This window comes from Rothia sp. HMSC068F09, from assembly GCF_001812775.1.
GTDB classification, from domain to species: Bacteria; Actinomycetota; Actinomycetes; order Actinomycetales; family Micrococcaceae; genus Rothia; species Rothia mucilaginosa_A.
Genome location: NZ_KV810428.1, coordinates 7,480 through 21,899, shown reverse-complemented (window position 1 = coordinate 21,899; position 14,420 = coordinate 7,480). Strand labels below are relative to the sequence as shown.

The following is a 14,420-nucleotide window of genomic DNA, read 5'->3' as shown; positions in this document are numbered from 1 at the left end:
GGTGTTGGTGACCCAGACGGTGCCATCCACGTCGTCAACGGTGATGCCATAGGCCGCATCGTACTGGTAGCCCTTGTCGTTCTTGATGATAGGCAGCTCGGCGACGGCCTCAATCTTCAGGGAGTTCGCGTCAATGCGAGCGATGGTGGAGACGTGCTTGTCGCGGTCCGCGGTGCCCGCAACCCAAATCTTGTTGGTCTTCTTAGAGTAAGCGACCTGGAACTGACCGGGCAGGCCCTGGGTAATCTTCGCCATGGCCTTGTCTGCAATGGTGCGAGCGTCGCTGCTCTGGCTTGCCGCCGGGGCGGGGTCCGCAGCGAACGATGCGGGGATGGTGGCAACGCCCGAGATTGCCAGTGCCAGCGAGCCAACGGCGAGGCCCTTGAATACCTTGCTCGATGCGAGGTTCATATGTATGTCCTTTATCGTGTGGGTGGTGTGTGAAGGGGTGCCTCTCCCCTGTTTGAGGGGCGGTGAGGCGCCGTGTTTTTCTGCCTTATGCGGCGGGTGTTTCGTGCACCCACAAGGAGTGAACTAGCCTTCACACAGTATTAAGTAAGGCAATCATTAATTTACCTTCTAGGTAATACTTACTTAGCTCCTAGGTTTTTGCAAGATTTCAGGTATATATGACGCAAAAATTTCACATGCCAGGCACAGCCTGTCGCTAAACCCGCACAACAAAACCCCCGCCTCCAGCAAAAGCCAGAAGACGGGGGTTTCACGCTACCCAGCGCGCAACGCCAGGGATAGCTAAAAATTAGGAGACGTACGAGAAATCGGGGAACAGCAGGTTCTGCAGCTTGTAGCGGCGAATGAAGCGAGCCAGCTCCGCGCGGGTCGTCGGGGCGGTCGGCTTGAACTCACCCGAAGAGTCCAGCACGATATCGTTCGCGCCAGCCCACGCAACGTAACGGTGCAGCGGACCCGCACCCAGCACATCGCGGAAACGGGAGCCCAAGGCATCCTCCAGCTCGGAGAGCTGCACCTCGGTGTTGTACTGGTACAGCACCGCCGCCAGCTCCTCGTGCGAGATCGGGGCAGTCGGGTCGATGCGCTCGCCGCTAGCGATCGGTTCAGCAATCTTGCGGTCGCGCGCCCAGTGCAGGGCGTTCGCGGCGGGGCGGTCTACCGCATCCGCGTAGGGTGCGACTTCCGAGTTCTCGCTCACGCCGGGACGACCCGCCGCACGGTTGAGCAGGGCGATGACCTCTTCGCGGGTGACGGCGCGGTCCGGCTCGAAGGCGCCGGTCTGCGGGTTGGGCAGCAGCCACTTCTTCTGGTTGGCCACGCGGATGTCGTCGGCGTAGGGGTGGTTGCCGGGCACGTCTTCAAAGGAGGTCTTCAGAATCTTGGTTTCGACCACGGGGATGCGTGCGGCGACCTGGTGGGCAATTTCCTGACCCCAGGGGTCGGTGCAGATATCCAGCTGCAGGGCGTGGTCCACGCCCTCGGGCTGAATGAGTTCGATGGGGAACAGGTCGGTTCCGCTGAAGGTGTCTTCGTCACCGTTGAATTCGGGGGTGAGCGGCCAAGAGCGCAGGGTTTCGAAGGAGTTGTCGCGCACGTAGCCGTGGCGCACGGTCAGGGTGGTGCCTTCGGCGAGGAGTTCACGCAGGCCGTGCGCGGTGTAGCTGACGGTCATTCCGTCTTCGGTGATGGTGGCTCGCTGGATGGTGAGGCGCGGGCCCTTGGTCTCCTCGGCGGCGGCCGGGGACTCGGCGGTCTTGGGGGCTTCATCTGCGTTTGCAGCCTGGGCCTGCAGTGCGAGGGCGCCTGCTGCGGTGGCAGCGGAGGCACCCTTCAGGAAGAATCGTCGTGAGAGTCGATTGTTGAGGAAGGGCATGATTGTCCTATTCACTTGTCGTTTGAGTTGAGTGAGCTACGGGTGGCAGGAAGGCGCGGCAATAGCGTGTGCGGTGAGTGAGGCCGATATGCGATTCCCTGTTGAGCGTGAGTGAGACGCGGAGGGTGAGTGCCGGGCGGATGCACGGTGAGTGAGACCGGCGTGGTTCCTGACCCAGCTATCAAGAATACCTTAAGGTTCGAGTTTATTCGAGGGTTTGGCGAATTATGTGACGCTAGGGGGCGTGAGAATCATCAACCCGCAGGCCCGATTCAACCCGCCTCCCCGATTCAACCCGCCTCCCCGATTCAACCCGCAGGCCCGATTCAACCCGCAGGCCCCGAATCAATCTACAGCCCCTCAAAAGTGAATCGCGTTACAAATAGCACCGGTTTGGTGTGTTTTTGGCGTGTCTCTAGGTTCGAGAGTTATAGTTATTACAACCTTATCACCGTTGCGGTACCACTCAACGGCGAGCTAACACACCCATCCCAAAGGAGTTTTTGTGGATAAGGCACTTATCTTCTTCGCCAAGTCGCGTTACGCCGACCTCTTCGGCGTGGCACTGGTTATTGCCATCGCTATCGGGTCTGGATACCTGAACACCAACCTCGCCAAGTACGTTAACTGGGGCCCAATGACGAGCCTCATCCCCTTCGGCGTTATTTCCGTGATTAACGTGGGCATTTCAATGATGTCCACCCGCCTGACCGGCCGCCTCTCAAACATCGGCAACGTGCTCGGCATTATTAACACGGCGCTATCCGGAGCGATCGACTACATTCTAGGCAACAAGGCAGCGATCATCACCTACCCGGTGACCTTTATCGTGTACACCTTCGCAATTCGTAGGTGGCAGAACTCCGAACGCGGCAAGGCCATGGAACCGCCGACCGGCAAGAAGGGTCTGCTGATTATCGCCGGCATTGTGGCGGGTTCGTTCGCATTCTCCCTGGTAGCGAACTATATCGGCTACCGCGGCCAGATGACCTTCCTGTTCTGGATCACGACCGTGGTGTTTGGCCTGTCCCTGTCAGCGAACATTCTGAACGCGCTCAAGCTGACGATGCAGTGGCAGTTCTGGGCCCTGTACAACACCGTGCAGTGCGTGAAGGCGCTGACTCAGGGTAACTTTGCGAACGTCGGCAAGTACATTTTCTACATCATCAACAGCGTGGCGGCGTTCCTGCTGTGGACCCGCAACGGCACCGCAGCCAAGGAGGCGGTGGTGGCGTAAGGGGCGGTTCCCTGGCCCAATAGCTACCACATATCCAATAAATGATATGCAGAGGGAGGGGCCCTCCGGTCATTCAACCGGAGGGCCCCTCCCCCTATATTTTGTGGGCATATTTGCCCGCTTCGATAAGCGGCTAGGTTAGCCCAGCGGAATCGCGCTACCCTTCAGAACCTGACGTTCGGGTGCCGAATCGCTGCCTACCTTCGCGATGGGGAAAACAACAAAGGCCTGAACACCCTTCTCACGAAGGATTGCCTTCTCATCCGCCAGCTCGGACACGAAAATGTCAGAGCTCAAAGAACCGCGTTCCATCGCCTTACCGACCTCGTCAACCACCCTACGGTAGGGGTGGCTGCGCAGCACAGTTCGCAGCCGGGCGGGAGTGACACCTCCGGCTTGGGCAGATTTGGTGTCTTCAGGCTGGGCAGAAGCATCACGTCCGAAGAGGACCGGAAGCACCATGAGCCGCGGGTGCAAAGCGGTGTACGGATACGCACCGGGGGTCACGCCAATCCGGTGGACCTGGTGAATCACCGGGAAGTTCGCAATACCCACCAGCGCGCAGAAGGCGAGCGCGGTGTCCGTCGGCTGCGGGACGGTGAAACCGGTTCCGGTTCGAGAGTCCGGCTTATTATCCAGCGAGTCGTACAGGGTCTGCCCGGTAATGCCGCTGAGCATCGCAGAAGGTTCCCAGGTGGCCAGGTCCGCGCACATCAGGCGCAGGCGGTGTTTAATGAACTCCTGGCCCTTGTTGCGGGTCTTCATCTCCCAGCGAGACGCGCCGTGATCCGGGCGAGGTGCCTTGGCTTCAAAACGCCAGTAGGCAGGTTCGCCCAAACCCGCAATCCAGAGCAGAGACAGCAAGTCGTCACGTTCCATCAGCGCATCCAGATGAGCCTGTCGGGTCTTCTGGTGAGATGCCCAGTCGTCCGGGTACTTCTCCGCGTCGATTCCTCGAATACGCGGGGAGAACGGGGAGAAAACAGCAGCTTCCTTACCCGCACCGTAGGACTGGTCGACGTTCACCCAGCTGTCTTCAGCAGCCAGGGAAGAAACGTAGGAGTGCACGCACTCAGCAATTTCTTCTTCTGACACGCCTTCAGCACGCATCTGGGCGCACGGCTGACCTTCTTGAGTCCAACCGACAGTGACGGTGCCAGGGTGCTTCTGGTCAACCATCAGGGACAGCCCGTAGAGGGCAAAATGGGTCAATGCCGAGGTGTAGTCACCGGCAATAGTCAGCGTTGCCATTAGTGTCCCTCCCGTGAAATCTGGGCGTCTGCTGCGCGTTCAACAGCTTCAAGGTAGGCGGTAGCGTACGGGCCGTAGGTGCGGCTCGTCTGCTCCATGAGGTTGTCCCAGTAACCGACGTTGAAGAGTCGGGTCGCCCGTTCCTTGAGCGTTTCGTAGTCCGTTCCCTCGGGCAGGTAGCCTTCCTTGAGCAGGAAGCCTGCGTCGTGGGCGAAGGAGAACCGGCCGTGACCGTGACTGCAACCAATGATGCGCAGCACCAGGTCGCGGTGCTCCCTCACCTTTTCGGGCGAGGCCGCAACCATGAGTGCAGACAGTTGCTCGTGACGCCAGCCCCTCGGCAGGGCGCTACGGCTACGGGCGCGGTACGCCTCTGCCACGGAACGGTGGCCGCTCTTTGCGAGCGCGTCCGCATCCGGGTCTGCACCCAGCATCTGCTGGAAACGCAGGTCACGCTTGCCCTCGTCGTGGTACTTTGCAGCCAGTTCCAGGGCCTCCGAGAATTCCGGCGCCAGGCCGAGGGTCTCAGCAAGCTGGCGGGTACGCTCAGCAACATCGTTCTGGTGGTCATCCAGAAGAACGGGACCAGCCAGCACCAACTCCTGAGCAATATCGGAACCTTCAACAGACTTTTTCTCAGTCTCATTGGTCACTATGGCGTACCAGGAGATAACTTCCTGACCGTCCTCAGCCTCGGTAGAAAGCTCAGAAGCAATCCTCTTCTTACCGTCCGCGCCCTGAGCGTCAAGCAGTTCTGCTGCTTCTTCGGGTGAGAGGCCCAGGTATTCCCTGAAGTGTTTCTCACGGTCCGCGCACTTCTCATACACGTAGAGCTCGGCATCATCGAGGAAGGGCACAGTCTTCAGCTCGTCCTTCTTAGAAGGCAACTCACGCTGAGTCACGGCAATGCCTTGATTCGTGAACGGAACACTGTCCGTGTCAAGAATCAGAACGTCACCGGGAGCCAACGTCTGGCTACTCTCATCGCCCTGGCCTGCATCCTGCCACAGGGAGATTTCACCCTGACGGTAAATGAACTTACGCGGTTTCACGCCGTGCTCGTCCTGGTAGTCCAGAATCTCCTTAAGAATCTTCAGATTCGCAGGGAAGGTCTCCAGGTCGCGCGGTGCGAAGTAGCTGGTCTTGAGAATCTCCATGGCGGCAGAAGTGTTGCTCGGCAAGTTATCGCGCACGATAACACCACCCATTGCGGTTTCTGCGTCCAGGGAGTCGTGCAGCCACAGGTCAAGGTCCGGCTCATCGTAGGGATTCTCGTCGGTACGCGAGAATTCCAGCAGGTCAGGCCATTCCGGGCGCTGATAGAGCAGACGTTCCGGGGAGGACTGCACCGGCGGGTTCTTCACCATTGCGGCGGGGTTCACCGACGGGTTCTCAGCACCGTTGAGCACTTCGAGCCAACCATACGCATTGCTCAGATCGACCGCCTTGTAGGGAGGCGCGTCCTTCTTTACCGAGTCACCGCTCGCAGGCTCAATAACGACGACCTTGGAATCCGTACGGTGGCCCAGACGGTTAACACGTCCGAAGCGCTGCGCCAAGGAAGAAGCAGGAGCCAGCTCGGTCACCAGGTCAGCAAAGTCAACGTCGATACCGACTTCGAGAGTCTGGGTGGCCACAACAACCTTCACGGACTCATCACCGCGGGTACTGAAGAGGTTAGGGTGGTCCTTCTGCAGATTCTCCAGGTCGTACGGGCGCTTGCGTCCTACGAGAAGCTGAACCTCATCCTTTTCAAGCACCTTGTTCTTAGCGAGTGCTTCCTTGATGGCGATAGCCGTCCGCACATGATTGACGATACAGCCGACAGTGTATGCTTTTTTGGAGCTTTCACCCGCCTCACGGTGAGCAAGGCGCTCCATAATGGCGTCCACAGCAGCATTCACGGTCGCAGGGTTACCGGGCTTGCCGTCCCACTTATCAATGGGGTGGAGCATCAGTTCCTTATGCGAGTAGACACGTTTGCGCAGCTCTTTATCATTCGGCTTATCGAGAGCCTCAATGTCAACGCCCAAGGTGGCCGATCCGCTGTCCTCAGTGGAGGGGGTAGCGGTCGTCTCGACCACCTGCAGGGTGGGAACGCCCAGGTTGACCTCACGCTTCTGCAACTCGGCAATACGCTGAGTGGTGTGCAGCAGCTGACGGTTCATGTGAGCCTCGTCGAGCACCATGACGGTGTCCATGGTCAGCAGGGCGGTCTCACGCGGGCGGGCTGCCTTGGTGCTGCCGTAGCCGCGGAAGAGAGCTCGCGAACCGTACATATCCGGGGTTGCGGCGATGATTGCGCAGGCCGAAATGTCGGTCACTGGCAGGTCGCGGTTCGAGAGTTCGCCACGGATGTGACCAACTTCGAAGGGTTCGCTCCCCTTCTCGTCGTTGCGGGTCTGGAAGCTCTGGAGAGCTTCGGTAACCCTACGCAGAATATCGGGCTCACCGGATCCGTCAGCGAGCGCTTCCTTCCTGCGGCGGAGAATCTCGCGGGCACGGTCTGCCTGGCTGTCGACCAGTGCACGGCGTCCCACGGTCACGCAGAGGCGACGGGGAACGCGCGGCGCGGCGCCAACTGCGGCGAGCGCATTCGCGAAGAGGTGGATATCAACCACGGAGGACTTACCGGAGCCGGTCGGCGCGTTAATACGTTCCGGCCATACACCGTGCTCACAAATGTGGTCGAGCACTTCTTCCTGCCAGCTGAAGGGGTCGTGTCCTCCATTAAGTGCGGCAAAGAATGCACCGAACTCATCACGGGTGATGGAGGGCAACACGGTATCGGGGCTAGTCATGCTTTTCCTCCTTCTCGCTACGGTCGTATTCTTCGGTGGGCACGTCGAACGGAACCAGCAGGCCGCCGCCCATGTGGCGGGACTGGCCGATGGCTACGAGGGTCGTGTCCGTTGCCAGGTTGCCGAGGTCTACGACACCGCGCCACGGCTCTGCGGGCAGAGTACGCGGCAGCTTGTAGGCGTAGGCGGCGGGGTTCTGGGTTACACGGTGGGCTTCCAGAACCTTAGCCTCAGCCTTTTGAGCGATCTGGTCCCTCAAGCTACGAATTCGTTCACGTGAGGTTTCAGCCTCGGGCGCTTCGAAGCTGTCACGCCACACGTAAGCCATGGAAAGCAGAGCGGCGTCAGCGAAGGTCCAGGCCTTCGTCTCAGCCTTCTTCGGGCGGTTGAAAACGCGCGATTCGGGAACGGCCGCGCTGAGGGTACGCCACAGACGCTTGTACCCGGTCTTGGGAGCATCCCAGAAACCCTGCGCGGGCAGGCGCTTCTGGCGAAGCTTCACGGTCAGTCGGGGGAAATCCTGAGCGTAGAGGGTTTCTACGCTCCTGAGCGCGATACCGAGTTCTACTGCCTCATCGGTCGGGGCGCTTGCCGGGACCAAGACGAGCAGGACTCCCTGAGACTTCACCTCACGACGCAAATAGTCGGGCAGGTAGCGGGCAGGCAGGTACTGTAGCGCCAGGCTGTTGGCCGGCTTGTGACCCTTGGGGTACCTGCCGGTGATGAGGCTGGGCGCGCCGAATCCTGCGGCAGCTACGAGAGCCTTGTGCAGCAGGGAGCTTGCCTTGACGTACTGTTCGGGCTTCAGCTCTTCACCATCTACTTCGAGGAGCCACAAGTATTCCCAGGGGCTGGTGGAGGTTTCAGCCTCCACAGGCTGGTACTTGATGGATCCCAGGCCTGCGGTGGGTACCGATGAGGGGCGCATCGTGTCACTCGCTGCGGTCTTGTCGCCTGCCTTGGTGGGAACCTTGGCGGGGTACGCTTCTGCGTGAGCACGCATGAGCGCATTGATTCGACCGGGTACGGATACGCGGACCGGCATGCCGCCTGCTTCGAAGGGGCCCGACTTAGTGTCGATGGTGTGGGTGGGTTCCACGTCTCCGGTGTAGAGGGCGGTGAAGCTGCTGGCTTCTCCGAGGGAGGGTACTTCGCCGCAGAGCTGGGTGATGGTTTCCGCGATGTCTGCGGGTACCTTATCGTACTGCCAGCCAATGGTGTCGGATACAGACCAGCCGTCGGATACAGCGCGACGTTCGGTCTGTCGCCCGTCCTTCTCAGAATATGCCACTTCGCGGTACATGAATCGGCTCATCTTGTTGGGTGAGCGGTATACGGGGCACATGTCGGGAATCTGTAGCCCGGTCGGGGGGTTCTCTTCAAGCCATCGGAGGGCCTTGAGAGATTCTTCCGAGGGGGTCAACTGCCCGTTTTCGATAATTGCGTGAGGTCCCTGCGCGGCCGCGCTGAGGAGCGCGGCCTGCAAGCGGGCAGGGTCGGGGAAGGCGTCTGGGCTTCCGTCTGCCTTGTGGCCCTGGTATACGCCGAGCGGGAACCTCGCGAGAATTCCGAGGTTCGTCATATTATTCAGCGTCCTCCGCGGTGGCGTTCTTAATGATGATGGGGTTGCCGTCGACCTTGAAGGTCTGGCCGTTCCAGTCAGCCACGCCAGCCTTCTTGGCATTCTCGATAGCTTCGAGGAGAAGCTGGTCGGTGTGTTCAACGGTCAGGGGTGCGAAGGTCTTCTTCTTACCGAACCGCTGGTCGAGGGTGACAACGGGCGCGGAGGATTCGATCAGGTCGCAGTTGGCACGGATGTAGAGTTCACGCTCCGCACGGGCAATGGCGTTGAGGCCGAGTGCGGCAAGGAGTGCACGCGCAGCAACGTTCTTGGTTTCGTCGGTGCCGAAGCGCAGCTGGCGCAGGGTAGCGAGGCTCAGAACCCAGGAGCGGATGATACGGCGGCATGCGACGGCACCGGTTTCTTCGAGCGTGGGCGGGATGCTACCCAGGCCGAGAGTGGATGCGGAGATGCGGGCGTCAGCCTTGGCGGTCTTTACTTCCTTGCGGCGTGCGGCAACGTTCTTGGCGCTCAGTTCAGCTTCCTGATCATCGACGAGAGAGCTAAGTTCCTTAGCGTCAAGCTTTACGCTGGCGGCTACGGCGTCGACGCGGGCGCCGCCACGGCGTGCCTGGCGGTGTTCAGCGCCGGGTTCCTGGTCGGCGAGAACGCCGATGATTTCACCGACGAGGGCGCTGCGCAGGCGCACCTGGTTGCTCTTGCGAGTGGAGTCCCATGCACCGAAGAGGAGTGCTGCGGGGGCGGTGTTGAGCAGCGCGCTCATGTCTGCAGGGGTACAGTTGCGCAGTGCGCGGTACTGGTCGTTTTCGGTGATGGGCTTACCGTCGATGTGACCGGCACGGAAGTGGCCATCAAAGATGCGGTGGGAGAGTTCCATGTCGGTGTATTCGACGGGGCCGTTTTCGGTCTGGTAGGTGACGACGGCGCGGGGAATCTTGACGACTGCTTCGTCGCCGTACTGGCGGCCCTGTTCGATGGCGGCTTCTGCACGGTTGAGTTCGGACTGCTTGCTGTCAATGAGGACGACCTTCTGAGGCTTGCCCTTGACGACCTTCTCGGGTTCGTCCTGGTCTTCAGACTTCTCTACGATGTAGCGGATTTCGTATGCGAAGACAGACTTACTGTCGCTCCCCTTACCATCGACAAACTTGGCGGGTGCCAAAGGTGCGTGGGGGCCTGCTGCGGGTTCCTGTTCAGTGATAGAGGTGATGACGGAGCCGCCGCCGAGCTTGACGTTTTCGATGAGGTCGGCGAGGGTGATGGTGTTCTGGGACTCGTTCTGGGACATGGTTGTCTCCTTAGGTAGTGTGTGCACATCTCGCGTCGGTGCGTGGGTTGTGCACGATTTTTCTTGTGTAGCTTTAAGCTACCTGTCTTTTTCGAATGATGCGCGTGTTTTCGTCACGCCGCTAATTCGGTATGCCTTTTCCTTCTCCCCTGTGCTGTCACGCCCAGTGTTTTGGGTAGTGACAGCACAGGGTGTGGAAGGTAAGCATATAGCCACACAAGCGGTCAGTATTGGGCTGGAATTAGGATTCTTTTCCGGAGCCCCGGTATACTGGGTCGGTCATGTTTTGTTGGCGCAAAACGTGACCGCCGCTTGATGCGGTAAATACTTATTGAACAAAAGCCGCCCGTTGCGCCTCGCGTAGCGGGCGGCTTTTTGCTCGTAAGAGCAGTCGGAACATGTCCTTCACCTCCAAGGTCGAGGCTAGAGCCACTTCGGCAGGTCGCTGAAGTAACCTCCGAGCCAGTTGATGCCTCAACTTTAGCATTAAGTATTCAACCAAACAACCCTCACAACTCCCGCTAGATAACTTTGATATAAAAATTTTTGGCCCTCCTGCATAAATCGTACTTGCAAAAGGGCCAAAATTCAGAGAAAGCTCCCGCAACAATGTCAGTTGCAGGAGAGGTGCCAGCGACCGAAACTTCCGCTATATAACATTGATTCCTCAATGAAGGCTCAGACCGTGCGAGACACGGCAGGAGATTTAAATTGGATAAACAGAAGAATGCCAAAGGTGTTGGGCGTTCTCCTATTATCGCTGTCTCTCCCCTGTGGTGCAATCGAGTCTCCTCTCGGCTCATGGCTTCACCATAGCGCTGTTAAAGATTACGCGCATCTGATTTGGTCATTTCAGATTCAGATAACTGGCAAGAGGAATCTGCAGTGGGTACCGCGTCTAGCCCATCTTCATGTTTTAAAGACGAAGCGCCCCGGTCTAGAAACCAGCCTGGTTTCTAGACCGGGGCTACGTAACCCGCGTGCAGCTTCCCGATTCGCGTTCAGAACCGCAACAAAGATCCCCACCCGAAGGCGGGGAAATGACGGCTGAGTACGCACCGTCAGCTTCTCGAAATCGCCTCAATGAAAGTCTCCACCCGAAAACGGAGAAATACGACAGAGGACAGAGTACATGAAACGGCCGTCGGTGCCTCAATGAAAGTCCCCGCCCGAAGGCGAAGAAATAGCTAGCTAAAACTAGCATGTTATGGCGTAGCAGAGACTGCTGTGGCACGAGACTCTCACAGATTACGTATCCAAAGTGTACATCACGCAATATCTGTGCCTACCGCAGCATCGTCATCCAAAGGCGGGGAAATTCGGTAAATACGCTGGAGCGGAGTACACCGATGCAGAGCCTCAATGAAAGTCCCCGTCCAAAGGCAGGGAAATCGGCTCAACAACACCGGCGCAATGTTCCCCGCGGTCAGGCCTCAATGGAAGTCCCCGCCCGAAGACGGGGAAATCTGGGAGCGTGTGTACGGCCTGTACTACTGCCACCCGCCTCAATGAAAGTCCCCGCCCGAAAGCGGGGAAATTCAGCGACACGCTCTTTCAGCGGTACCTCATCGGGGGCCTCAATGAAAGTCCCCACCCGAAGGCGGAGAAATAAAGCATCCGCTGCCGCATGCGGCTTATTGCCAAAGCCTCAATGAAAGTCCCCGCCCGAAGGCAGGGATATCTTCACATCATTTGTATCGTGATTTCCCGTGATGTTGCCTCAATGAAAGTCCCCCCGAAGGCAGGGAAATAGCTTGTTGCTTTCGCGGCCACGGGTGGGTGCCACGCCTCAATGAAAGTCTCCACCCTCAGGTGGAGAAACCTCGCGGACACAGGCGAAAGCCTCCAAAGGTCATTATCCCCACCTCTACTACCAGTCCGCAATCGAACTCGTCATTCCACCGCTCCCCTGCCGCGCGTCGCTAGCGAATGAGCAGCACGCTGCTAGAGAATGAGCGCATCCGATTCGGTCACCTCACGCACCCGGCCAATGTAGCTGAAGGTCGGCTCGTCAAGCCGGGCCAGCAACCCCAGGTCGCAGAAAAGCACCGAATCCTCATCCGGGTCGATGAGCTCCTGAACCTCATCTTTGATTCGTCGCACCTTGGCGGGGGCTGCATCCACAATGAAGACGCTGTACTGAATTCGGTCCCCATAACTAAGAATGAGCTTGGCCAACCTGGCGCGCCGCCGGTCGTCAGGAACGTCGTAAGCGATAAGTGTTCGTCGGGCGTCGTCACGCATTATCGTACGGTCACCCCCGTGTAGTCGCGGGTGGTTCCGTTAATTACGCCCAGGAGCATGCGTGCCTGCACCTCAATAGCGCGGCGCCAGGTCACCGAGTACCCGTAGGTGGGGTGGGTAATCTCCGTGGCCATACGCTTCTCGAAAGCAGCAATGACGGTCTTCCGTCCCTCGGGGGTGAGCCGGTAGCTACCGCCAACCGTGGTGAAGTGCGCCGCTTTGACCTGCTTCCTATTAATAAGAGACACCACCACGGAGTCCGCGATGACGGCACGGAACTCTTCCATGAGGTCAAGCGCGAGCGCGGGCTTGTTCCGTGAACTGCTGTGCAGGAACCCGGCGTGCGGGTCGAGCCCGCAGGTGAGGATTGCGCGAATACATTCTGAGCTGAGCAGACCGTAGGCGTAGTTCAGCAGAATGTTGATGGGGTCGTTGGCGCCTCTCCCCTGCCGCCCGGCCCAGGTCCAGCCGAGTTCGGCGAGTACGTCTTCTTTGAGCATGGTTGCGAAGTTGCCGAAGTAGAGCGAGGCGGCTTCGCCTTCAAGGCCGAGTAGTTCCGGGATTGAGGTAGCCTGCGGCGTGTGCTTCTGGATATCTCTCATGGCGCGGCATACGTCTGCGGTGTGGCCGTTGCGGCGAAGCAGGGTGGCTTGGTTTGAGATTTTGCTGGCAATCATGGCACTCGCTATGGGCAGGTACCCTTGCGCTGAGAGGACGTGTTGTTGCACGCGGGCTAGGCCGTTCGGTCCGGTGCCGGGTTGTGACCAGCCGTAGACTCGGCCAGTGCTGGAGCACCAAATGATGGTGCAGTTGCGCCACATGAGTTCTCGTAGAAGCGCGGAAGAAACGTCGATGTTTCCATGAACAACGAGGCTGTGCACACGTTCGAGGGGTACGCTGCTGGTTGTTTCGCCGAGGTGCTGCACGATGAGGCGCCCTTGCTGGACGGTCGCTCTTGATCCTTGCGTGGTGAGGTGCGCTACTTGGCTGTCGGGGTTGCTGGCGACGACGCGTGTAATGTTTTCTTTTCCGCGGGATTCGTCGGGGAGGCACACGGAGATGTGGGAACACCAGCTGCAGCGGGGTGAGTCTTCGAGAGGTTGCGGTGCTTTCGGACTATCGATGAGTGCGCGGGTGATGTGTACGTATTCTTCTGCGGTGCGGATATCTTCGTCTGAGATATCGACGGGCACGGTTTTGTTGTGGTTGGTGAAGTGCACCGCACATTCGTTGACTGTTTCGCCGGCTTCTTCGAGGCAGATTTTCTGAAGGGCGAGCTGCACCCTGTGGGCTGGTGTGACGGAGGCGTTGCGGCGTACGGGTGTTGCCTTGTATTCGATGATGCGGGTGGTTCCGTCTTCTTGGGGTTCGATGGCGTCGCATCGTCCGGTGAGCCCGAGGCGTTTTGATGAGATGGTGACTGCGCGCTGTTGTGTACCACGGGATGTTTTGGGGTCGTCAACTCGTTTGTGTGCGGATTGCCCTTCTTGCATCTGTGAGGTGTCAGTCTTTTCGCCGTTGGATTCAATCCATGCGCGGCGAGGGCAGTACACGGTGTGCATGACGAGTGAGATGGGAAGTCCGTCGCCTGCGCTGTAGGGGGTAGACATCGGTGTCTCCTTATGTGAGTGAATATGCTAAGCAGTCTACTTTGTCTGCTTGATTTTGAGGTTAGCACTGCGACGGAGTGTTTTGGCTTATCAGTGAGTTTATGACGCTATTCCGGCGTGTTGAGTTTTTCTATTTGGATTTATGGAGGATGCGGGTAGTAGCTGGTAGGCGGTCCTTGCAGCCAGTATTTCGGCCTCGTTTCGTAACAAAAAAGCTCCGTTCCTGGGCTGTGACGAGCCGGAGGTGGGTTAGGGAAAGTCCCTACATAGGGTAGGGAAGGTTGAGATGTTTCCCGCGCAAGCTGGGATGAGCCCGCCTCGATGAAGGTCCCTACGGAAAGGTAGGGAAATCCGTCTCCGCCCTTGAAATCCTCAAACGCAAACCCACCTCAATGAAAGTCCCCACTAGAAAGCGAAGAAATCCGCAGGGGGGTTCCCTTCCTTCACACCGCCGACAGTGCCTCAATGAAAGTCTCTACGAAAAAGTAGGGAAATGTAGGTCGTATGCCACAGCACCGCTACGTCCTCGAGCCCTCAATGAAAGCCCTTCCGAAAAGGAAG

General features: G+C 58.7%; 8 protein-coding genes and 1 pseudogene. 1 reads left to right on the top strand and 8 read right to left on the bottom strand.

Features of this window, described 5'->3' with window-relative positions; all coding sequences use genetic code 11:
• Both HMPREF2874_RS06330 and HMPREF2874_RS06325 read right to left on the bottom strand, forming a co-directional pair.
• Positions 1-411, bottom strand: a pseudogene (locus HMPREF2874_RS06330) (peptidase); the annotation flags it as partial.
• A gap of 349 nt (positions 412-760) precedes the next feature.
• Positions 761-1,846 (bottom strand): S-layer homology domain-containing protein, encoded by a 1,086-nt coding sequence (locus HMPREF2874_RS06325; protein WP_070649496.1) that lies wholly within the window; start codon positions 1,844-1,846, stop codon positions 761-763.
• A gap of 505 nt (positions 1,847-2,351) precedes the next feature.
• On the opposite strand from HMPREF2874_RS06325, the gene HMPREF2874_RS06320 reads away from it, so the two are divergent.
• Positions 2,352-3,083, top strand: coding sequence for a nicotinamide mononucleotide transporter (locus HMPREF2874_RS06320; protein ID WP_070649494.1), 732 nt, complete (start codon positions 2,352-2,354; stop codon positions 3,081-3,083).
• A 138-nt stretch (positions 3,084-3,221) separates the two neighbouring features.
• On the opposite strand, the gene HMPREF2874_RS06315 is transcribed toward HMPREF2874_RS06320, so the two are convergent.
• The 6 genes from HMPREF2874_RS06315 to HMPREF2874_RS06290 form a co-directional block, all read right to left on the bottom strand.
• A complete protein-coding gene (locus tag HMPREF2874_RS06315; RefSeq protein ID WP_070649492.1) occupies positions 3,222-4,334 on the bottom strand; it encodes an aldehyde dehydrogenase in 1,113 nt (370 codons plus the stop codon).
• A complete protein-coding gene (cas3u, locus tag HMPREF2874_RS06310) occupies positions 4,334-7,135 on the bottom strand; it encodes a type I-G CRISPR-associated helicase/endonuclease Cas3g (RefSeq protein WP_070649489.1) in 2,802 nt (933 codons plus the stop codon). The genes HMPREF2874_RS06315 and cas3u overlap by 1 nt, the downstream gene beginning before the upstream one ends.
• Positions 7,128-8,717 (bottom strand): type I-G CRISPR-associated protein Csb2, encoded by a 1,590-nt coding sequence (csb2, locus tag HMPREF2874_RS06305; RefSeq protein WP_070649488.1) that lies wholly within the window; start codon positions 8,715-8,717, stop codon positions 7,128-7,130. Before csb2 ends, cas3u begins: the two co-directional genes overlap by 8 nt.
• Before the next feature lies 1 nt (position 8,718).
• A complete protein-coding gene (cas7u, locus tag HMPREF2874_RS06300) occupies positions 8,719-10,005 on the bottom strand; it encodes a type I-G CRISPR-associated RAMP protein Csb1/Cas7g (RefSeq protein ID WP_070649486.1) in 1,287 nt (428 codons plus the stop codon).
• A 1,944-nt stretch (positions 10,006-11,949) separates the two neighbouring features.
• Positions 11,950-12,249, bottom strand: coding sequence for a CRISPR-associated endonuclease Cas2 (cas2, locus tag HMPREF2874_RS06295; RefSeq protein ID WP_083309856.1), 300 nt, complete (start codon positions 12,247-12,249; stop codon positions 11,950-11,952).
• Positions 12,249-13,859, bottom strand: a complete 1,611-nt coding sequence (locus tag HMPREF2874_RS06290; RefSeq protein WP_070649482.1) for a CRISPR-associated endonuclease Cas4/Cas1 — start codon at positions 13,857-13,859, stop codon at positions 12,249-12,251. Before HMPREF2874_RS06290 ends, cas2 begins: the two co-directional genes overlap by 1 nt.
• Between the last annotated feature and the right edge of the window lie 561 nt (positions 13,860-14,420).